Here is a 19,808-nt window from a genome sequence, read left to right as displayed (position 1 = left end):
CCGCGGGCCTCGTCGGGCCGACCCGGCCGCTGCGCCGGCCGGGCCGGCCCGAGCGGTCCTGCGAGGCAGGCCGGGCCGGCGGGGCAGCCAGGATGACGAGTCAGGGGGAGCCCTGCGTCTGGCCGCTGCGCCACACGTCGCCCTGGCTGCCGTGCCGCTCGGCGGCGTAGCGCTGCTGGGTGCGGGCCGCCTCGCGGGCCGCCGCCGAGTCCTCCGGCGACGACTGCCGCCGCCGGTCCCGCCAGGCGACCAGCAGGAACGCGCCCACGATCAGCGCCAGGGTCGACCCGAAGAGAACCGCTACCGTCATCATGCCCTCACGGTAGGTCGCCGGGTCGAGGCCCGGGGTCGGGCCCGGTCAGGAGATGTAGTGCAGGATCACGTTGTGCACGTGGTGGCTCTTCTGCGCGCCCCGGAACTCGACCTCGTAGGTGTGCGTGCCGACGTGGATGGCGATCGATCCGGTGGAGAAGAACTCCCCGCCCCACGACTTGTTGCTCACCACGCTCACGCTGGTGATCTTCGAGTAGGGGATGCTGGTGATCGCGTACCGCTTGCCGACGAAGGACCGGTCCTGGATGATCACCCGCCGGTCGGTGAGGCCGATGAACCCGGTGCCGGTGCCGACGGCGTCGTAGACGGCGATGATCTGCTCACCCGTGAGCAGGCCGCTCTGGATCTGCTGGAACTGCTCCTTGCGGTCGTATGTCGCATTCGCCATGACCCCACGGTAGGCGGGCCCGCCAAACAGGTGACCGGTCAGGAGCCGGTGACGGTGCGGTACGCGTCCTCGATGCGGGCCGCCAGCAGGACCTCGCCCTCGCTCAGCGGCGCGCCGTCGCCGTGCCCGACCCGGATCTGCGTCCGGTCGTCGCGGCGGCTGATCTCGGGGCGCAGGCGCAGGGCGTCGGCGACCACCTTGACCCGTTCGGTCAGGGCGGCGTGCTGGGTGTCGTCGATCACCAGCGTGCGCCGGATCTGCTCGCCCTCGCGGGTCCACCCGGTCAGCAGGGTGAGTGCGTCGCTCAGGTAGTCGTGCTTCGCCCGGCTCCTGAACAGCACCCGCATCACCGCACCTCCCAGGCGTCGTTGCCGGCTTGTGGCCAAATCGTCGCCGTCCCGTGTCTAAGTCGGTAACCCCAGTCTGTCGTCCGACCGAGGGTGTGTCCACGCCCACACTTCCCACTTCTACTGGCCTAGCGGACGGCCACGGTACCCAAACCGCCGATTGATCTGGCACGCTGGGAGCCCGTGCGAACCGAACGGGCCAATGAAAGCGGACAGACCGAGCGACGGGACCCGAAGGTGGTCGTCGGCGCGGCGATCATCGCGGACGGGCGGGTGCTCGCCTGCGCCCGGTCGGCCCCGCCCGAGGTGGCCGGCATGTGGGAGTTCCCCGGCGGCAAGGTCGAGCCGGGGGAGAGCGAGACCGCCGCGCTGGTCCGCGAGTGCGCCGAGGAGCTGGCCGTGCGCGTGGAGATCGGCGACCGGGTCGGCCGCAACGTGCGGATGGCCCACGGCCGTTCGGTGCTGAAGGTGTACGCGGCCCGCCTGCTGCACGGTGACCGGCCGAAGGCCCTGGAGCACTCGGCGCTGCGCTGGCTCTCCGCGGCCGAGCTGGACAGCGTGACGTGGCTGCCCGCCGACGCGCCCATCGTCGCCGCCCTGCGCCCCCTGCTCACCGCCGACTGAACCGCCGGGCGGCAGGGGACAGCCGGGCGGCAGGGGACAGCCGGGCGGCAGGGCTGGGGCGGACGACCCCGGGAACGCCGACGGGGGCCGGCGGCCTGCGCCGCCAACCCCCGCCGTCGCTGTCGTCGTCAGTGCTTTTCCTGCTCCGGATGGGCGAAGTTGAGGTGCTCCGGAGGCAGCGGGAACTGCACGTCGTCGCCGAACGGCGACGGCGCGGCGGCCCGGTCGAAGGTGAGCTCCGTCAGCGGCAGCTTGCCGTTGTCGTCCACGGCCGGGGCCGTCGGCTTCGGCACCTCGCGGTGCCAGTTGACGCCGGCCTGGGCCTGCGTCTCGGCAGCCTGGTCGTGGGAGCCACCCGCGTGCGAGTGGACCCCGCCGGCGGCGGCGTGGGAGTGCACGGCGCCGCTGTGCGAGGCGCTGGTCACGCTGGTCTGAGGCACCTGACCCCTCCGGAAGATCTTGCTACCGAGCCATACCAGGGGATCGTACCTGCGGTCGACCACGCGCTCCTTCATGGGGATGATCGCGTTGTCCGTGATCTTGATGTGCTCGGGGCAGACCTCGGTGCAGCACTTGGTGATGTTGCAGAAGCCGAGGCCCTGCTCCGCCTGCGCGTACTCCTTGCGGTCGGTCTTCGCGTCGAGCGGGTGCATGTCCAGCTCGGCGGCCCGGATGAAGAACCGGGGACCGGAGAACGCCTGCTTGTTCTCCTCGTGGTCGCGGACCACGTGGCAGACGTTCTGGCACAGGAAGCACTCGATGCACTTGCGGAACTCCTGCGAGCGCTCGACGTCCACCTGCTGCATCCGGTACTCGCCCGGGGCCACCCCGGCCGGCGGCGCGAACGCCGGGGTCTCCCGCGCCTTCTCGTAGTTGAACGAGACGTCGGTGACCAGGTCCCGGATGATCGGGAACGTGCGCAGCGGGGTGACCGTGACGGTCTCGGCCTCCTCGAAGGTCGACATCCGGGTCATGCAGCCCAGCTTGGGCATCCCGTTGATCTCCATCGAGCAGGAGCCGCACTTGCCGGCCTTGCAGTTCCACCGGCAGGCCAGGTCCGGCGCGTCGGTGGCCTGGAGCCGGTGGATGACGTCGAGGACCACCTCGCCCTCGTTGACCTCGACCTGGTAGTCCTGCAGGTCGCCGCCGCTCTCGTCGCCCCGCCAGATCCTGAAGTGACGCTTGGTTCCCATTACTTGCCCGCCTCCTCAGCGAGGGCGTCGAAGTCCGCGAGCTCCTCGTCGGTCAGGTACTTGGCCAGTTCGGCCCGGTCGAACAGGGCGACCAGCTCGGCGCGCATCTTCGGCAGCGGCTTGTGGGTCAGCCGCACCGTGTCGCCGTCCAGGGCGCAGACCAGGTTCACCTGGCGCCACTTCGGGTCCATCGCCGGGAAGTCCTCCCGGGTGTGGCCGCCGCGCGACTCCTGCCGCTCCAGCGCCGCCTTCGCGGTGCACTCCGACACCACCAGCATGTTGCGCAGGTCGAGTGCGAGGTGCCAGCCCGGGTTGTAGCGCCGGCCGCCGGCCGCGCTGACCTTCGCCACCCGCTCGCGCAGCTCGGCCAGCCTGACCAGCGCGTCGGCCAGCTCGCCCTCCCGGCGGATGATTCCTACCAGATCTCCCATGACCGCCTGCAGGTCCTGCTGGAGGTGGTACGGGTTCTCCCCGGTGTCGCGCTGCAACGGCGCGAGCGCCGTCTCCACGGCGGCCTCGACCGCGCCGATCGACACCTTCGGGCGCGAGGTCAACTGATCGGCGTACGACGCCGCGTGGCCGCCCGCCCGCTTGCCGAAGACCAGCAGGTCCGACAGCGAGTTGCCGCCGAGCCGGTTGGAGCCGTGCATGCCGCCGGACACCTCACCGGCGGCGAACAGCCCGCGCACCGTGCCGAACGCGGCGCCCGAGTCCGGGTCCACCTCGACGCCGCCCATCACGTAGTGACAGGTCGGCCCGACCTCCATCGGCTCCTTGGTGATGTCGACGTCGGCCAGCTCCTTGAACTGGTGGTACATCGACGGCAGGCGGCGACGGATCTCCTCCGCCGGCAGCCGGGACGCGATGTCGAGGTAGACGCCGCCGGCCGGGGTGCCCCGACCGGCTTTGACCTCGCTGTTGATCGCGCGGGCCACCTCGTCGCGGGGCAGCAGCTCCGGCGGACGCCGGTTGTTGTCCGGGTCCTTGTACCAGCGGTCCGCCTCGGCCTCGTTGTCCGCGTACTGCTTGCGGAACACGTCGGGGACGTAGTCGAACATGAACCGCTTGCCGTCGGAGTTCTTCAGGATGCCGCCGTCGCCGCGCACCGACTCGGTGACCAGGATGCCCTTCACCGAGGGCGGCCACACCATGCCGGTCGGGTGGAACTGGAGGAACTCCATGTTGATCAGCGTCGCCCCGGCGCGCAGGGCCAGCGCGTGCCCGTCGCCGGTGTACTCCCAGGAGTTCGACGTGACCTTGTAGGACCGGCCGACGCCGCCGGTGGCGAGCACCACGGCCGGGGCCTCGAACAGGATGAACTCGCCGGACTCCCGGTAGTAGCCGAACGCCCCGGCGACCTTGTCGCCGTCGAGCAGCAGCTCGGTGATCGTGGTCTCGGCGAACACCTTGATCCGGGCGTCGTACGAGCCGAACTCGGCCTTGTCCTCCTGCTGGAGGGAGACGATCTTCTGCTGGAGGGTGCGGATCAGCTCCAGGCCGGTCCGGTCGCCGACGTGCGCCAGCCGGGGGTACTCGTGGCCACCGAAGTTGCGCTGCGAGATCTTCCCGTCCTTGGTGCGGTCGAACAGCGCGCCGTACGTCTCCAGCTCCCAGATGCGCTGCGGCGACTCCTTCGCGTGCAGCTCGGCCATCCGGAAGTTGTTGAGGAACTTGCCGCCGCGCATGGTGTCGCGGAAGTGCACCTGCCAGTTGTCCCGGCTGTTCACGTTGCCCATGGCGGCTGCCGCGCCGCCCTCGGCCATCACGGTGTGCGCCTTGCCGAACAGCGACTTCGAGATGATCGCCGTCTTCTTGCCCGCGAGCCGGGCCTCGATCGCCGCGCGCAGGCCGGCGCCGCCGGCCCCGATCACGACGACGTCGTAGTGGTGTCGTTCGATGCGATTCGTGGTCGTCATGTCAGGCCCTCTAGTTGATGAACCGCAGGTCGTTGAACCAGCCGGCCGCGACCGCCATGACGTAGAAGTCGGTCAGCGCCAGGGTGCCGAGGGTGATCCAGGCGAGCTGCATGTGCCGGACGTTCAGCCAGGACACGCCCGTCCAGGCCTTGTATCGCACCGGGTGCTTGGAGAAGTGCTTGAGCCGCCCGCCGATGATGTGCCGGCAGGAGTGGCAGGAGATCGTGTACGCCCACAGCATGACCACGTTGACCAGCAGGACGACGTTGCCCAGCCCGAAGCCGAAGCCCTTCGGCGAGTGGAAGGCCAGGACCGCGTCCCAGGTGTTGATCAGCGAGATGATCGCGGCGGCGTAGAAGAAGTAGCGGTGCAGGTTCTGGCCCAGCAGCGGGAACCGGGTCTCGCCCGAGTAGCTGTCGTGCTTGTCCGGCACGGCGCAGGCCGGCGGCGACAGCCAGAACGACCGGTAGTAGGCCTTGCGGTAGTAGTAGCAGGTCAGCCGGAACAGCAGCAGGAACGGCAGGGTCAGCGCCGCGTCCGGGATGATCCACCAGCCGGGCAGGAACTGGCCGAAGTGGGAGGCCCCCTCGACGCACCGGTCCGTGACGCAGGGCGAGTAGAACGGGGTCAGGTAGTGGTACTGCTCGACCCAGTAGAAGTCGTGCATGAAGACCCGGACCGTCGCGTACGCCACCCAGGCGCTGAGCCCGATGACGGTGATCAGCGGAGCGAACCACCACCGGTCCGTCCGCAACGTCTTCGCCGCTATGGCGGCGCGCGCTCGCGCTCCCCGCGGCCTCGTTGCCGTTGAAGTCATTCGGTTGTCTCCCTGACGGGGCCCTCACGGGCGGCAGTTGTTCCGGTCGGCACGCGGACCGGCGACCCCGTACCCGCTGCCACCTCACCGCGCACACCAACGACCACACCGGCCGTACCGGCGCAGCTAGTTGACACACGTTACGCCGATCTCCGTGGGCCGTCCGCGCAAGGGAGTGTCCCGTGTGTCCGGCCTGCGGAAAAGTCCCCGCAACACGATCGATGTCGGATGTTAAGAACCTCACTCTCCGGCCGCCGCCAGAACCGGCGAGGATCATCCGCGCGGGTCAGCCGGATGCGCCCCCGGTGAAGTTCCAGGCCGCCAGCCGCAGCGCCGGGGCGTCCCACCAGACGCCGTCGAACCGGTCCGGCTGCCGGACCGCCCGGCTGCCGATCCCGAGCACGGCCCCGGGGCCCAGCGCCCGGGGGTAGGACTCGGTGAAGCGGAAGTTCTGCACCGCCCGCACCGGCACCCCGCCCTCCACGAGCCAGACCCCGTTGCGGGTCAGCCCCGTGATCACCAGGCTCTTCGTGTCCAGCACCCGGGTGTACCACAGGTCGCTGACCAGCAGGCCGCGTTCCATCCCGGCGACCAGGTCGGCCGTGGAGTCGTCGACCAGCGGCCCCGCCGGCACCGGCGACCCGCGCTGAGCCCCGTCGCCGTGCCCTGCCCCGGCGGCGTGCTGAGCCCTGTAGCCGCCGGCCGGCGCGTGCGCCGGAGCATCGGCGTCGCCCGCCGGGGCGGGGCCCGACAGCCGCAGGTTGACCGGCATCGGGCCGAAGGTGGCCGCCTCCGGCGACGCGTGCCCGGTGGAGCCCACCCCGGCCGCCGCGCCGCTGCGCCGGTCGTGCGCCACGGCGACCGTGGTGCCGGCGTCGACCAGCGTCAGGGCCCGCCGGCCCGTGCCCTCCACGTCGAACGGCAGACCCGACCCGGCGAGCGGGTCGTCGACCAGCGTGACCGCCGGGTCGAACTGGGCCACGCCCGGCTCGGCGAAGGACTGCCGCTCGGTGTGCCGCTTGCCGTTGAAGCCCCACATGGCGAAGTTGTGCAGCAGGTCGGCGACGGCGGCCGGCTCCAGCACCACCTCGTAGCGGCCCGGGGGCAGCTCGACCGGATCCACGGCCGCCCGCGCCTTCGCGGCGGCCCGGGCCCCCAGCGCCGCCCCGTCGAGGTCGGCCAGCCGGTCGACGTGCAGCCGGGCCACCCCGTCCGCGCCGCCGGTGCGGGCGATGCCGTCCATCGCCGCCGCGGCGGCGACGCCCTGCGCCGAGTGCCCGGTGGAGTTGGCGAACGCCGCCGCCCGGTAGCCGGTGCGGCAGTAGCCGGCGGCCTCCAGCCCGCCCGCGGCGTCGACGAACGCGCGCACCCGCTCGGCCCGCTCGCCCGGCTCGGCGAAGGCCGTCGCCTCGTCCCAGGCCGGGGCGGCGGGCACCGGCGAGCGCGGGGCCAGCCCCGGCCAGGCCGGATCCGGCGGGCAGAGGCGGGCCGCCGCGAGGGCCCGCTCGACCAGGGCGGCCAGCCCGTCCGGGGTGACCACGCTGCCGCCGCCGGCCGCCGTGCGCCCGTCGGCGTGCACGCGCAGCCGCACCGAGACGCCCGACTCGGCGACGTTCTGGTGCACGAAGGAGTTGGCGAACCGGGTCAGCGCCAGGTCGGAGCGGGTGACCACCACCTCCGCCTCGGCCCGCGGCCCGGCCAGCCGGCGAACCAGGTCGACCACCTGGTCGGCGACCCCCAGCACGTCACCCGGAGCGTCCAGCCTCATGCGACCACCTCGCTGCGCTCGGCGGCCGCATGAGGCTTCACCGCACTGAGCCTGATGATTCGCTCGCTGCGCTCACTCATGCGCGCACCCCCACTCGGACGTTGCGGAACCGGGCCGGCGCGGCCGGGTGACCCGTGTGGCCGACCTGGCCGGGCTGGCCCTTGCCGCAGTTGGGCGTGCCCCAGGCGACGGTCTCGGCGGAGAGCATGTCCATCGAGCGCCAGAACAGCGGGCCGATGCCCGTGTAGGTCGGGTTGCGCAGCATCCGCCCCCGCCGGCCCCGCTTCACCTCCCAGCCGATCTCGCAGCCGAACTGGAAGTTGAGCCGCTTGTCGTCGATCGACCAGGAGCGGTTGATGTCCATCAGCACCCCCTCGTCGGTGGCGGCGACGATCTCGTCGAGGGTGTGCGGGCCGGGCTCCAGCCCGACGTTCGTCATCCGCACCATCGGCAGCCGCGCCCAGCCGTCGGCGCGTACGCTGCCGCCGTGGTCCAGGCCGGCGACGGCGGCCGAGTCGCGGCCGGCGAGCACCCCGACCCACCGGCCCTCGCGCACCGCGTCCCGCCGCACCGCCGGGGAGCCCTCGTCGTCGAAGCCGAAGCTGCCCAGCGCGCCGGGGATGGTCGGGTCGATCGTGACGTTCATCAGCTCGGAGCCGTAGCGCAGCGAGCCGAGCTGCGCCAGGTCCAGCCAGGACGTGCCGGCGAAGGCCGCCTCCCAGCCGAGGATGCGGTCCAGCTCGATGGCGTGCCCGACGGACTCGTGGATCTGCAACGCGAGCTGCTCGCCGCCGAGGATCAGGTCGGTCTCGCCCGCCGGGCACTCGGGCGCGGTGAGCAGCGCGCGGCTCTCCTCGGCGACCCGGGCGGCGTGCGCGGCCAGGTCGAGCCGGGTGACCAGCTCCCAGCCGGTGGTGCCGTACTGGCCGCGGTAGCTCGGGTAGGACCGGCGCTGGGTCTCGCCGTCGCCGATGGAGGTGGCCGAGATGCCGCCGCCGCACTCGCGGATGCGCTGGTCGATGCGGTGCCCCTCGCTGGAGACGAACCACTTCGTGGTGTCCCACACCTGGTAGAGGCCCTCGGCCAGGTCGGCGCCGTGCTCCCGCATCGTCGCGGTCGCGCCGACCAGCAGGTCGCCCTTGTCGGACAGGGCCACCCCGAGCGGGTCCACCTCGCAGGCCGAGGACCAGCTCGCGACGACCGGCTCGGCCGGCACCAGGTCGATCGGCGGCCCGGGGACCCGCGCGCTCGCGGCGGCGATCAGCGCGGCCCGCCGGCCGGCGTCGCGGGCGGCGGCGTCCGACAGCTCCGGTACGGCGTGGAAGCCCCAGCCCGACCCGACCAGCGCCCGGACGCCCAGCCCGAGGCTCTCGTCCTGGGTCAGCTCCTCGACGTCGCCGTTGCGGGCCGACATCGACTCGTAGCGGCGGTGCATCACCCGGGCGTCGGCGTATCGGGCGCCCGCGTCCAGGGCGGCCTGCACGGCGGCGGACGCCGCATCGAATCCGGTCATGACGACGCTCCGCTGCGCTGCGCGCCGCCCTGAGACACCGGGCCGGATGGATGGTTCGCTCGCTGGCGCTCGCTCATGCGCCCGACCCTAGGGGACGGGGCCGACATCCGTCAGGGGACGAGATCCTCGGGCCGGATCTTCGCCCGGACGGGCTCCACCAACTCCAGCACCTCGCCCACGGCGGCGACCGACTGCTCGATGTAGTGCCGGCCCTGCCGGCGGTAGAGGTGCAGCGTCCCGCTCTGCTGCTCGATCAGCAGGTACCACGGGATGCCGGCGGCGGCGTAGTAGTGCATCTTGAGCACCTTGTCGGTGGCCGCGTTGCTCGGCGAGATGATCTCGCAGACCAGCCGCACGTCGCTCGCCTCGATGTTGGGCTCGTCGAAGTCGATCTCATCGGTGATCACGAGGTCGGGGATGGGGATGCGACCGGGCTTCAACCGGACGTTCACGGCTTCCAGGACGTGTAGGCCCGCCTCGCGGGCCGGGACCCGCAGGGCGGCGCGTAGCTCGCCGGAGATGTTCTGGTGGCGTGGGGTGGGGGCCGAGGTCAGGTGGAGGCTCCCGTCGAAGAGTTCGACCCGTTGCGACGTCTCGCCGAGGGCGAGCTGCTCCTCCTCGGTCCACGGTCCGTCGTGGTCGAACATCGCCGCGGTCATGGTCACCCCCACCTCGATCGATCGAGCACGGATCCTCGCCCGGCCACCCCGATCACGGTCGCACCCGAGGTGCGATCGGTGCCGCTTTCCCGGGCCGCTCGGCACGGGGTATCGACACAGTTGCCGAGTCGTTACGCTGGGCACCGCTGACAGCCCACCGCTTGTAGCTTATTTTCAGCCTCAGTGATCTGTTGTAGTTTCTCTTCGTCACTGGGGAGGTGGTCGTGGGCGAGCCAGCACCGGCGTCCGACCCGTACCTGCGGGTCGACGACCTGCGGGTGCGCTTCGACACCGCCGACGGCACCGTCCGCGCGGTCGACGGGGTCTCCTTCGCCGTCGAGCGGGGCCGCACCCTCGCCGTCGTCGGCGAGTCCGGCTCCGGCAAGAGCGTCACCTCGCTGGCGATCCTCGGCCTGCACGACCCGAGGCGCACCACCGTCACGGGCGGGATCTCCGTCGGCGGCCGGCAGCTCGTCGGCCTGCCCGAGGAGGACGTCCGCCGGCTGCGCGGCCGGGACGTCGCGATGATCTTCCAGGACCCGCTGTCGGCGCTGCACCCCTACTACACGGTGGGCCGGCAGATCGCCGAGGCTTACCGGGTGCACCACCCGCGGGCGGGCCGGCGGGAGGCCCGGCGGCGGGCCGTCGACATGCTCGGCCGGGTCGGCATCCCCCAGCCGGCGAAGCGCTACGACCAGCACCCGCACGAATTCTCCGGCGGCATGCGGCAGCGGGCGATGATCGCCATGGCCCTGGTCAACGATCCGGCCCTGCTGATCGCCGACGAGCCGACCACCGCCCTCGACGTCACCGTGCAGGCGCAGATCCTGGACCTGCTCGCCGACCTCCAGGCCGAGTTCCACTCGGCGGTCATGCTGATCACCCACGACCTCGGCGTGGTCGGCCAGGTCGCCGACGAGGTGCTGGTCATGTACGCCGGCCGGGCCGTCGAGCACGGCAGCGCCGAGCAGGTGCTGCGCCGGCCCCGGCACCCGTACACCTGGGGTCTGCTCTCCAGCGTGCCGTCGCTGCACGGCGACGCCGACGCGGACCTGGTGCCCATCCCCGGCAACCCGCCCAGCCTGATCGCCCTGCCGGCCGGCTGCGCCTTCCACCCCCGCTGCCGGTACGCCGACCGCACCGGCGGACGCTCGCGCACGCAGGTCCCGGCGCTGGCCCCGGCCGGCGAGCCGGGCCACCTGGCGGCCTGCCACCTGCCGGCCGACGAGCGCGCCCGGCTGCACGCCGAGGGCGTCGCACGGACGGGGGCGGCCCGATGAGCGAGCCGCTGCTGCGGGTCAGCGGGCTGACCAAGCACTTCCCGGTGCGCACCGGGTTCCGCGCCACCGGCCTGGTGCGGGCCGTCGACGGCCTCGACTTCGCGGTGCGCCCCGGCGAGACGCTGGGCCTGGTCGGGGAGTCCGGCTGCGGCAAGACCACCACCGGCCGGATGCTCGTGCGGCTGCTGGAGCCGACCGCCGGGCGCATCGAGTTCGCCGGCCGCGACATCACCCACGCCGGGCGGCGGGAGCTGCGCCCGCTGCGCCAGGACCTCCAGATAATCTTCCAGGACCCGTACGCGTCGCTGAACCCCCGGCACACCGTGGGCCGGATCGTGGCGATGCCGCTGCGGGTCAACGGGATCGACCCGCCCGGCGGGGTGCGCCGCCGGGTGCAGGAGCTGCTGGAGCTGGTCGGGCTCAACCCCGAGCACTACAACCGCTACCCGCACGAGTTCTCCGGCGGGCAGCGCCAGCGCGTCGGCATCGCCCGGGCCCTCGCGCTGCGGCCGAAGCTGATCGTCGCCGACGAGCCCGTCTCCGCCCTCGACGTGTCGATCCAGGCGCAGGTCGTCAACCTGCTGCGCGACCTGCAACGCGACCTCGGGCTGGCGTTCGTGTTCATCGCCCACGACCTCGCGGTGGTGCGGCACTTCTGCCAGCGGGTCGCCGTCATGTACCTGGGGCGGATCGTGGAGATCGGCGACCGGGCGGACATCTACGAGCGGCCCCGGCACCCGTACACCCGGGCCCTGCTGTCGGCGATCCCGGACGCGACGCGGCTCGGCCCCGGCGGGCGGATCCGGCTCGTCGGCGACGTGCCGACCCCGCTGAACCCGCCGTCGGGCTGCCGGTTCCGCACCCGCTGCCCCAAGGCCCGCGACGTCTGCGCCGCCGAGGAACCGGCGCTGGTGCCCCGCGACGGCAGCGGGCAGTCGGTCGCCTGCCATTTCCCGGAGCCCGGCGGCGGCGTCCCGGAGCCCGATGGCGGCGGCGTCCCGGAGTCCGGCGCGAGCGGTGCGGAGGTGACGGCGTGAGCCTGTCCCCGGTCGAGGGCGTGGCCCTCGCAGAGATCGAGTCCACCGGCGACGGCCCCGGGGGCTTGCGCGTCGTCGGCCGGTCGCCCGGCCAGCTCGCCTGGGCCCGGCTGCGCCGGGACCGCACGGCCGTCGTCAGCGCCGCCATGCTGGCCTTCTTCCTGCTGGTCGCGCTGGCCGTGCCGCTGATCGAGGCGCTGTACGGCATCGGCCCCCGCGAGCAGTTCCAGAGCCGGCTCGACGGCTTCGGCATGCCGCTGGGCTACGCCGGCGGCGTCACCGGGGAGCACTGGTTCGGGCTGGAGCCGGGGCTGGGGCGGGACATCTTCATCCGGATGGTGCACGGGCTGCGCACCTCGCTGTTCATCGCGATCGCCGCCGCCGTCATCACCGCCGCGATCGGCGTCGTGCTCGGCACCCTCGCCGGCTACCTCGGCGGCTGGCTCGACGCGGTGGTCAACTGGATCACCGACCTGACCCTCGCCATGCCGTTCCTGATCATCGCCCTGGCGCTGACCCCGACCATCGCGCTGCGCTTCTACGGCCAGCGCGAGGAGGTGCCCCCCGCGTTCCAGATCGGCGTGCTGATCGCCATCTTCGCCCTGTTCGGCTGGACCAGCACCGCCCGCCTCGTCCGCGGGCAGGTCATCGCGCTGCGCGAGCGGGAGTTCGTGGAGGCCGCCCGGGCCAGCGGGGCCGGGCTGGGGCACATGCTGTTCCGCCAGCTCCTGCCGAACCTCTGGGCGCCGATCCTGGTGTCGTTTTCGCTGGCCGTGCCGTCGTACATCACCAGCGAGGCGGCGCTGTCGTTCATCGGGGTCGGGCTGACCGACGCCACTCCGAGCTTCGGCCGGATGATCTACCGCAGCCTCGACTACCTCCAGACCGACCCGGCGTACGTCTTCTTCCCCGGCATCACGATCTTCGCGCTGGTCTTCGCCTTCAACCTCTTCGGGGACGCGCTGCGCGACGCGCTCGACCCGAAGTCGTCCCGGTAGGGGAGGCTCGTCATGGCGCGGTTCCTGGTCAAGCGGCTGCTCTCGGCGACGCTCACCCTGTTCGCGGTGAGCGTGCTCAGCTTCCTGATGTTCTTCGCCCTGCCCAGGGACCCGGTCAGCGGCATGTGCCCGAAGAACTGCAACCCCGAGCGCCTGGAGCGGGTCCGCCAGGAGCTGGGCCTGCGCGACCCGCTGGTCACCCAGTACGCCGGCTACATGAAGGGCATCGTCACCGGGCGGGACCTCGGCAGCGCCCAGGGCGGCCGGTGCGACGCACCCTGCCTGGGCTGGTCGTACGTCACCAACGAGGCGGTCAGCGACACCATCGCCCGGGTGCTGCCGGTGACCCTGAGCATCGTGATCCCGGCGGCCGTGCTGTGGCTGCTGCTCGGCGTCGGCCTCGGCATGGTCTCGGCGCTGCGCCGGGGCACCTGGCTGGACCGGCTGGCCATCGGCTTCTCGCTGACCGGCGCGTCGTTGCAGCTCTACTTCGTCGGGGCGGTGCTGCTGCTGGTCTTCGTCTACCACCTGCGGCTGCTGCCGGTGCCCGGCTACACGCCGCTGTTCGACGACCCGCTCAAGTGGGCCAGCGGCCTCGTGCTGGCGTGGGTCTCGCTGGCGTTCCTCTTCTCCGCCATCTACGCGCGCCTGTCCCGGGCGCAGATGCTGGAGACGCTGTCGGAGGACTTCGTCCGCACGGCCCGCGCCAAGGGCCTGACCAAACCCCGGGTGTACGGGCGGCACGCGCTGCGCGCGGCCATCACCCCGGTGGTGACGATCGCGGGGCTGGACGTGGGCGGGGCGCTGGGCGGCACCGTCATCACCGAGACCACGTTCGGCATCCAGGGGCTGGGGCGTACGGCCGTCGACGCCGTCCGCGCCGGTGACCTGCCCACCATCATGGCGACCGTGCTCATCGCCGCGGTGTTCGTGGTGCTGGCCAACGTCGTGGTGGACCTGCTCTACGCGGCGATCGACCCTCGGGTGCGGCTGCGCTGATCGTTTCGACCGGTTTTATCGACAGTCGTATCGACCGGATTCATCGACAGAGGAGGTAGGAGATGCGACCACGCGCAGCGGCCGGCGTCGGCGGCGCCATCGCACTGGTGGTGGCGCTGGGGGCGTGCTCGGAGAACACGGGCGAGGGCACCACGGTCGACACCGGCCGGCAGCAGACCGGCGTCATCGCCACCGACCCGAAGGACTCGCAGGGCCCGGCGGCCGAGGTGAGCGGGGCGCGCAGGGGCGGCACGTTCACCATCATCCGGGAGACCCCGATCTCCCACCTGGACCCGCAGCGGACGTACTCGTTCGCGGGCCTGATGGCCAACCCGCTGTTCGCCCGCTACCTGACGACCTGGAAGGACGACGGCAAGGGCGGGCTCGTGCTCGTCGGTGACCTGGCCGAGACCCCGGGGACCAACGTCAACAACGACTGCAAGGTCTGGCAGTTCACGATCAAGCAGGGCGTGAAGTTCGAGGACGGCAGCCCGATCACGTCGAAGGAGATCGCGTACGGCATCGCCCGGTCCTTCGACCCGGACCTCGCCGGCGGCCCCACCTACCTGCAGGAGTGGCTGGCCGACACCCCGCAGTTCGACACCAGGTGGGACTTCAAGAAGAACAAGGGCGCGCTGCCGCCCGGCCTGACCACCCCGGACGAGCGGACCCTGCGCTTCGAGTTCACCAAGCCCCGCTGCGACCTGCCGTTCGCGGTGTCCCTGCCGACCACCGCGCCCCTGCGGCCCGACAAGGACACCGGGGTCAACCTGGACCAGCGGCCGTTCTCCTCCGGGCCGTACAAGATCGCCAACAACCAGGTCGGCGTGCAGCTCACCCTCGACCGCAACCCGAACTGGGACCCGGCCACCGACCCGGTGCGCCACCAGTACCCGGACCAGTTCGTGTGGAGCTTCGGCCCGACCGCCGACGCCGCCAACAACCGGGTGATCGCCGACAACGGCCCCGACCAGAGCGCGCTCGCCTTCAACTCGGTGCCGCCCTCGCTGGTCGCCCGGGTGGCCCAGGACGCGGCGCTGAAGTCGCGCACCATCCTCTCGCCGACGCCGAGCGCCAACCAACTCGTCATCAACAACCAGCGGGTGACCGACCTGAAGGTCCGCCAGGCGCTGAACTACGCCATCGACCGGGAGGGCCTGGTCAAGGCGCTCGGCGGGCAGACCATCGCCCAGCCGCTGACCACCCTGATGCCGCCGGCCACGATCGGCTTCCAGGCGTACGAGGCGTACCCGGCCGGGGCGAACGGCGACGTGGACAAGGCCAAGGAGCTGCTCGGCGGGCAGACGCCGGAGCTGGTCCTCGGCGTGGCCGACAACACCAACGAGCAGGTGCAGGCGACCCAGCTCAAGGGCAACCTGGAACGGGCCGGCTTCAAGATCACCGTGCGGAACATCCCGGACGACGCCAAGCTCGACGAGGTCAAGAAGAAGAACAACCCCTGGGACCTGTACATCGGCAACTGGGCGGCGGACTGGCCCAGCGGCGCGTCGATCCTGCCGGTGCTCTACGACGGCCGCACCATCAAGGCCGAGGGCAACAGCAACCAGTCGTACTTCAACGACCCGGCGATCAACGCCGAGTTCGACCGGATCCTCGCCCTGGAGCCGGCCAAGCAGGGCCCGGAGTGGGCCAAGCTCGACCAGCGGATCATGCGGGAGCACGCGCCGGTGGTGCCGCTCTACGTCGACGTGGCGTACAACGTGCACGGCTCCAAGGCCGGCGGCGTCTTCATCTCCAGCGTCTTCGGCTACCCGTCCTTCGTCGACGCCTACGTCAAGAACTAACCCCCGCCGCCGCCCCCGGCTGCCCGCCCCGCCCGCCCCGCCCCGCCCGCCCCGCCCCGCGTTGGTGATCAAGAGGTTTGCGTCATCGTCGAGATCAAACTTGACGCTTTCCTCTTGATCACCGGGTGGGGTGGGGGTGGGGCGCGCGGGGCGAGAGGCTCAGTCGGCGCGGAGGGCCAGCAGGGCGCTCTTGAGGTCGTGTTCGTTGTACTGGCGGGCATCGAGGTCGGCGACCATGAGCAGGTAGGTCTCCGGTGGGGTTCGGGGCGGCGCAGAGACAGCGCGTCGGGCTCAGGCGGCTTCGAGGACGAAGAACAGGAAACAGATGAAGGACCCGGAGGGCAGGTCGGGCGGAAGCAGCTTCGCCGGAGTGTCCGGAGCAGGAGGTGGCTCGCTGATCGTCGCGATGCGGAACCCGGCAGCAGTGAAAGCGTCTGCCATGGCGCGCAGCGGCCGGTGCCAGAAGGCCAGCCATACCGTCTTGCCGTCCATGACGTATTCCTCGGAGTACTTCGCGACGGCAAAGTAGTCGGCCTTGGTGTACTCGACCACGAAGCCGGCGGCATGGTTGACCGAGAGCAGCAGGCGGCCGCCTGGCTTCAGCACACGACGCAGCTCGGTGAGCGGGCCGGACCAGTCTTCCAGGTAGTGGAGGACTAGGGATGCGACGACGTCGTCGAACTCGGCGTCCGCGAACGGCAGCGGCGCGCTCAGGTCCGCCACGTGCAGGTCGGCGTCCACACCCAGTCGCTGGCGGGTCAGGTCGACCATGCCCGCACTCACGTCGAAGCCGGTGACCACGGCACCCCTGGCGCGCAGCGCGGCTGACAAGGGCACGGAGCCGCACCCCGCGTCGAGGATTCGGCGCCCCGTGACGTCGCCGGCGAGGCGAAGCATCGCGGGTCGTTAATAAGGGGCCCCTGCTATACAGAAAGCGTTAACAAGGTGCCCTTCCTTACCCCAAATGGGTGCGGAGGAAGTCGAGTTCCAGGCGGAGCAGGCGTTCCGACAGGCCGCCCGCCGCCAGGTGGGTGGCCCCGGTCAGCGGCAGCACCGAGTGCGGCCGGCCCGCCGCCAGCAGCGCCGCCGACAGCCGCAGCGTGTGCGCGGCCACCACGTTGTCGTCGACCAGGCCGTGCACCAGCAGCAGCGGCCGGGCCGGTTCGCCGGGCACCGGCGGCTCGGCCGCCAGCTCCAGCAGCGAGTGGTGCGCGTACACGTCCATGCCGTCCTCCGGCAGGCCCAGGTAGCGCTCGGTGTACGCCGTGTCGTACAGCGTCCAGTCGGTGACCGGGGCGCCGGCGATCCCGCAGCGGAACAGCTCCGGGTGGCGCAGCACCGCCAGCCCGGCCAGCCAGCCCCCGAACGACCAGCCCCGGATGCCGACCCGCTCCAGGTCCAGGTCGGGGTGCTTGTCGGCGAGCGCGGTCAGCGCGTCGACCTGGTCGGTCAGCACCACGTCGGCCAGCCGTCGGTGCACCGCCTTCTCGAACGACGGGGCCACCCCCGGTGTGCCCCGGTTGTCGACGGTCACCACCGCGAAGCCCGAGTCGGCCCACCACTGCCGCTCCAGCCAGGCCGCCCGCGCGGCCACCACCTCCTGGTGCCCCGGCCCGCCGTAGACGTCCAGCAGCACCGGCAGCCGGGTGCCCTTGACGTGCTGGGTGGGGTAGACCACCGCGCTGGGCAGCCGCCGGTCGGTCACCCGCACCATCGTCGGCCGGGGCGCGTACGGCGGGGTGGCGGCCAGCGAGCGGAGCTGGGCGACCTCCCGGTCGCCGCGCCACACCGCCCAGGTGGTGCCGGGCTGGTCCAGCGACGAGGTGCCGACCACCAGCGTGTCCCCGCCCACGGCGGCCGTGTGCCAGCCGGGGGTGCCACTCATCCGGCGGGCGTCCACGCCGCCGCCGATCAGCGTCCGCACCCGGTAGAGGTGCCGCTGGCTGGGCTCGCCCTCGCTCGCCTCCACCAGCAGGTCGGCCGGGCCGTTGCCGGCGGGCAGCCGGCCCACCACCCGGCGCACGTACAGCGACGGCGGGGTGAGCAGGGTGCCGTCGGCGAACAGGCAGCGGGCGTCGTACCCGTCGTGGGCCAGCTCGCCGCCGACCAGCACCCGGCCGTCGGGCAGGTGCGCCGGGGTGCCCGGGATCGGCTCCACCCAGCGCGGGTCGGCCAGTTCGGCGTGCACCTGCGTCTCGCCGGTACGCGGGTCCACCGCCAGCACCAGGCCGTGCTGCTGCGACCGGCGCAGCACCGTGAGCAGCGGGTTGCCGTCGGCCCAGTCGACGGAGGCGAGGTACGGGTAGGTCTCCCGGTCCCAGTGCACGTCGACCCAGCCGTCGTCGAGGTCGAGCAGGTGCAGGCTGACCTCGGCGTTCGGCCCGCCTGCCCGGGGGTACGCCACCGTCGTCGGCGGGCTGGCCGGGTCGGCCGGGTCGTGCAGGTGCCAGCGGGGCAGGCGGGACTCGTCGACGCGGGCGGCCAGCACGCCGCGCCCGTCGGGCGCCCACCAGTAGCCCCGGAACCGGTGGAACTCCTCGGCGGCGACGTGCTCGGGCAGCCCCCAGGTGACCCCGCCGTCCTCGCCGGCCAGCAGGCTGTCGACGCCGTCGGGGGCCACGATCCGTAGCTCGCCCCGGCGGACCCCGTCGGCGGCGTCGGTGACGTACGCCAGCCGCTCGCCGGTGGGGTCGGGGCGCGGGTCGAGCACCGGGCCGACGGTCGCCACCTCGACCACGTCGCCGTGTACCAGGTCGGCCCGGAACAGCCGCCCGGCCAGCGCGAACACCGCCACCCGGCCGGCCGCGTCCAGCGCGTACGCGCCGATGCCGGCGGCGCTGAGCCGCCGCCGCTCGCGCAGCGCCCGCTCGCCGGGGGTGAGCGCGGCCGGGTCGCCGCCCGCGCCGAGCAGGTCCACCGGGTCGGCGACCAGCCGCTCCTCGCCGGTGGCCGGATCGAGGAGCCAGAGCGCGTCGGCGGGATCCTCCGGGCCGGCCGAGCGCAGGAACATCACCCGGGAGCCGTCGCCGGCCACGGTGACGGCGCGCGGCGCCCCGTGGCCGAACCGGCGGGTGCGGGCGGCCAGCTCCGGAAAGTCCACACGTCGGATCGTAGAGCCGCCCCGGGGGTGATGTGGCGGACCTGGCGGGACGCGTCGGGGCCGGCGGGGGCGAACCGCCGGTTAGAGTGACCGTCGTGACGACGCTGCCCGACCGCCGCCTCCTGCTGGTCCACGCGCACCCCGACGACGAGTCCATCGGCACCGGTTCGACGATGGCCCACTACGCCGCCGCCGGCGCCCACGTGACGCTGGTGACCTGCACGCTCGGCGAGGAGGGCGAGATCCACGTGCCGGAGCTGGCGCAGCTCGCCGCCGCCGAGGCAGACCAGCTCGGCGGGTTCCGCATCGGCGAGCTGGCCGCCGCCTGCGCCGCGCTCGGCGTCACCGACCACCGGTTCCTCGGCGGCGCGGGCCGCTACCGCGACTCGGGGATGATGGGCCTGGCCACCAACGACCACCCCCGGGCGTTCTGGCAGGCCGACCTCGACACGGCCGCCGGGTTCGTCGTGGAAATCATGCGGGAGGTACGCCCGCAGGTCATGATCACGTACGACCCGAACGGCTTCTACGGCCACCCCGACCACATCCAGGCGCACCGGGTGGCGATGCGGGCGCACGAGCTGGCCGCCGCCGAGGGGATCGCCCCGGCCAAGGTCTACTGGACGGCCATGCCGCGCAGCGTGCTGGAGGCCGGCATGAGCCACTTCACCGAGGCGGCGGACAACCCGTTCGAGGGCATCGGCAGCATCGACGACCTGCCCTTCGGCACCCCCGACGAGCAGATCGCCGCCCGGATCGACGCCACCGACCAGCACGCCGCGAAGGAGGCGGCGATGCGGGCGCACGCCACCCAGATCCCGGCCAACTCGTGGCTCTACTCGATCGCCGGCAACTTCGGGGCCGAGTTCATGGGCGTGGAGTACTTCACGCTGGCGGTGGGAGAGAAGGGGCCGGGCAGCGGCCCGTACGGCTGGGAGGACGACCTGTTCGCCGGGCTCGACCTCAGTGGGGACGGCGCGGGGTCCGCCCCGGTCGCGGCGGCCGGCGTCCGGTGACCCTGCCCGCCGCGC

At 72.4% G+C, this 19,808-nt stretch carries 18 protein-coding genes; 7 read left to right on the top strand and 11 right to left on the bottom strand.

Annotated elements, in window-relative coordinates; translation table 11 throughout:
- Window positions 1-100: 100 nt before the first annotated feature.
- From ACFYWL_RS00510 to ACFYWL_RS00500, 3 genes are read right to left on the bottom strand one after another with little or no spacing between them, the layout of a single operon-like run.
- The gene (locus ACFYWL_RS00510; protein WP_386965408.1) at window positions 101-313 is read right to left on the bottom strand and encodes a hypothetical protein; all 213 of its coding nucleotides are present in this window, start codon (window positions 311-313) and stop codon (window positions 101-103) included.
- A 45-nt stretch (window positions 314-358) separates the two neighbouring features.
- A complete protein-coding gene (locus tag ACFYWL_RS00505; RefSeq protein WP_043965760.1) occupies window positions 359-721 on the bottom strand; it encodes a PH domain-containing protein in 363 nt (120 codons plus the stop codon).
- A gap of 38 nt (window positions 722-759) precedes the next feature.
- On the bottom strand, window positions 760-1,068 hold the full coding sequence (locus tag ACFYWL_RS00500) for a 4a-hydroxytetrahydrobiopterin dehydratase (protein ID WP_386965406.1): 309 nt from the start codon (window positions 1,066-1,068) through the stop codon (window positions 760-762).
- Between the two features lie 183 nt (window positions 1,069-1,251).
- Between ACFYWL_RS00500 and ACFYWL_RS00495 the strand changes: the two genes are divergently transcribed.
- The gene (locus tag ACFYWL_RS00495; protein ID WP_386965403.1) at window positions 1,252-1,692 is read left to right on the top strand and encodes a (deoxy)nucleoside triphosphate pyrophosphohydrolase; all 441 of its coding nucleotides are present in this window, start codon (window positions 1,252-1,254) and stop codon (window positions 1,690-1,692) included.
- A gap of 128 nt (window positions 1,693-1,820) precedes the next feature.
- Here ACFYWL_RS00495 and ACFYWL_RS00490 read toward each other — a convergent pair whose 3' ends face one another.
- The 6 genes from ACFYWL_RS00490 to ACFYWL_RS00465 all read right to left on the bottom strand — a co-directional run bounded on the left by ACFYWL_RS00490 (window position 1,821) and on the right by ACFYWL_RS00465 (window position 9,558).
- On the bottom strand, window positions 1,821-2,885 hold the full coding sequence (locus ACFYWL_RS00490; RefSeq protein ID WP_386965400.1) for a succinate dehydrogenase/fumarate reductase iron-sulfur subunit: 1,065 nt from the start codon (window positions 2,883-2,885) through the stop codon (window positions 1,821-1,823).
- Window positions 2,885-4,801, bottom strand: a complete 1,917-nt coding sequence (locus ACFYWL_RS00485; protein ID WP_386965398.1) for a fumarate reductase/succinate dehydrogenase flavoprotein subunit — start codon at window positions 4,799-4,801, stop codon at window positions 2,885-2,887. Before ACFYWL_RS00485 ends, ACFYWL_RS00490 begins: the two co-directional genes overlap by 1 nt.
- 10 nt (window positions 4,802-4,811) lie before the next feature.
- Entirely contained in the window at window positions 4,812-5,618 is an 807-nt protein-coding gene (locus ACFYWL_RS00480; RefSeq protein WP_386965395.1) for a hypothetical protein, read from the bottom strand.
- 286 nt (window positions 5,619-5,904) lie between these two features.
- Window positions 5,905-7,386 (bottom strand): TldD/PmbA family protein, encoded by a 1,482-nt coding sequence (locus ACFYWL_RS00475; RefSeq protein ID WP_386965393.1) that lies wholly within the window; start codon window positions 7,384-7,386, stop codon window positions 5,905-5,907.
- A 76-nt stretch (window positions 7,387-7,462) separates the two neighbouring features.
- Entirely contained in the window at window positions 7,463-8,899 is a 1,437-nt protein-coding gene (locus ACFYWL_RS00470; protein WP_386965390.1) for a TldD/PmbA family protein, read from the bottom strand.
- Between the two features lie 110 nt (window positions 8,900-9,009).
- Window positions 9,010-9,558 (bottom strand): Uma2 family endonuclease, encoded by a 549-nt coding sequence (locus ACFYWL_RS00465; protein WP_386965388.1) that lies wholly within the window; start codon window positions 9,556-9,558, stop codon window positions 9,010-9,012.
- 224 nt (window positions 9,559-9,782) lie between these two features.
- Here ACFYWL_RS00465 and ACFYWL_RS00460 point away from each other — a divergent pair, with 224 nt between their 5' ends.
- The 5 genes from ACFYWL_RS00460 (at window position 9,783) to ACFYWL_RS00440 (ending at window position 15,677) form a co-directional block, all read left to right on the top strand.
- The gene (locus ACFYWL_RS00460; protein ID WP_386965385.1) at window positions 9,783-10,838 is read left to right on the top strand and encodes an ABC transporter ATP-binding protein; all 1,056 of its coding nucleotides are present in this window, start codon (window positions 9,783-9,785) and stop codon (window positions 10,836-10,838) included.
- Window positions 10,835-11,875 (top strand): ABC transporter ATP-binding protein, encoded by a 1,041-nt coding sequence (locus ACFYWL_RS00455; protein ID WP_386965382.1) that lies wholly within the window; start codon window positions 10,835-10,837, stop codon window positions 11,873-11,875. Before ACFYWL_RS00460 ends, ACFYWL_RS00455 begins: the two co-directional genes overlap by 4 nt.
- The gene (locus ACFYWL_RS00450) at window positions 11,872-12,873 is read left to right on the top strand and encodes an ABC transporter permease (RefSeq protein ID WP_386965380.1); all 1,002 of its coding nucleotides are present in this window, start codon (window positions 11,872-11,874) and stop codon (window positions 12,871-12,873) included. The genes ACFYWL_RS00455 and ACFYWL_RS00450 overlap by 4 nt, the downstream gene beginning before the upstream one ends.
- Window positions 12,874-12,885: 12 nt before the next feature.
- On the top strand, window positions 12,886-13,872 hold the full coding sequence (locus ACFYWL_RS00445; protein WP_386965378.1) for an ABC transporter permease: 987 nt from the start codon (window positions 12,886-12,888) through the stop codon (window positions 13,870-13,872).
- A 62-nt stretch (window positions 13,873-13,934) separates the two neighbouring features.
- The gene (locus ACFYWL_RS00440; protein ID WP_386965375.1) at window positions 13,935-15,677 is read left to right on the top strand and encodes an ABC transporter substrate-binding protein; all 1,743 of its coding nucleotides are present in this window, start codon (window positions 13,935-13,937) and stop codon (window positions 15,675-15,677) included.
- 291 nt (window positions 15,678-15,968) lie between these two features.
- Here ACFYWL_RS00440 and ACFYWL_RS00435 read toward each other — a convergent pair whose 3' ends face one another.
- Together ACFYWL_RS00435 and ACFYWL_RS00430 are read right to left on the bottom strand one after the other, a co-directional pair.
- Window positions 15,969-16,574, bottom strand: coding sequence for a class I SAM-dependent methyltransferase (locus tag ACFYWL_RS00435; protein WP_386965373.1), 606 nt, complete (start codon window positions 16,572-16,574; stop codon window positions 15,969-15,971).
- 58 nt (window positions 16,575-16,632) lie between these two features.
- A complete protein-coding gene (locus tag ACFYWL_RS00430; protein WP_386965370.1) occupies window positions 16,633-18,777 on the bottom strand; it encodes a prolyl oligopeptidase family serine peptidase in 2,145 nt (714 codons plus the stop codon).
- 86 nt (window positions 18,778-18,863) lie between these two features.
- On the opposite strand from ACFYWL_RS00430, the gene mshB reads away from it, so the two are divergent.
- Window positions 18,864-19,793, top strand: a complete 930-nt coding sequence (gene mshB, locus ACFYWL_RS00425; protein WP_386965368.1) for an N-acetyl-1-D-myo-inositol-2-amino-2-deoxy-alpha-D-glucopyranoside deacetylase — start codon at window positions 18,864-18,866, stop codon at window positions 19,791-19,793.
- Window positions 19,794-19,808: the final 15 nt, after the last annotated feature.

Source organism: Micromonospora sp. NPDC002575, assembly GCF_042889525.1.
GTDB classification, from domain to species: Bacteria; Actinomycetota; Actinomycetes; order Mycobacteriales; family Micromonosporaceae; genus Micromonospora; species Micromonospora carbonacea.
Note: the sequence above shows the minus strand (reverse complement) of the source record. Positions and strands in the feature narration are given on the sequence as shown.

Coding starts and splice junctions, on each gene's coding strand:
- ACFYWL_RS00440 (WP_386965375.1), top strand. CDS start 13,935: ATGCGACCACGCGCAGCGGCCGGCGTCGGCGGCGCCATCGCACTGGTG.
- ACFYWL_RS00470 (WP_386965390.1), bottom strand. CDS start 8,899: ATGACCGGATTCGATGCGGCGTCCGCCGCCGTGCAGGCCGCCCTGGAC.
- ACFYWL_RS00480 (WP_386965395.1), bottom strand. CDS start 5,618: ATGACTTCAACGGCAACGAGGCCGCGGGGAGCGCGAGCGCGCGCCGCC.
- ACFYWL_RS00435 (WP_386965373.1), bottom strand. CDS start 16,574: ATGCTTCGCCTCGCCGGCGACGTCACGGGGCGCCGAATCCTCGACGCG.
- ACFYWL_RS00465 (WP_386965388.1), bottom strand. CDS start 9,558: ATGACCGCGGCGATGTTCGACCACGACGGACCGTGGACCGAGGAGGAG.
- ACFYWL_RS00445 (WP_386965378.1), top strand. CDS start 12,886: ATGGCGCGGTTCCTGGTCAAGCGGCTGCTCTCGGCGACGCTCACCCTG.
- ACFYWL_RS00485 (WP_386965398.1), bottom strand. CDS start 4,801: ATGACGACCACGAATCGCATCGAACGACACCACTACGACGTCGTCGTG.
- ACFYWL_RS00475 (WP_386965393.1), bottom strand. CDS start 7,386: ATGAGGCTGGACGCTCCGGGTGACGTGCTGGGGGTCGCCGACCAGGTG.
- ACFYWL_RS00490 (WP_386965400.1), bottom strand. CDS start 2,885: ATGGGAACCAAGCGTCACTTCAGGATCTGGCGGGGCGACGAGAGCGGC.
- ACFYWL_RS00505 (WP_043965760.1), bottom strand. CDS start 721: ATGGCGAATGCGACATACGACCGCAAGGAGCAGTTCCAGCAGATCCAG.
- ACFYWL_RS00500 (WP_386965406.1), bottom strand. CDS start 1,068: ATGCGGGTGCTGTTCAGGAGCCGGGCGAAGCACGACTACCTGAGCGAC.
- ACFYWL_RS00455 (WP_386965382.1), top strand. CDS start 10,835: ATGAGCGAGCCGCTGCTGCGGGTCAGCGGGCTGACCAAGCACTTCCCG.
- ACFYWL_RS00510 (WP_386965408.1), bottom strand. CDS start 313: ATGATGACGGTAGCGGTTCTCTTCGGGTCGACCCTGGCGCTGATCGTG.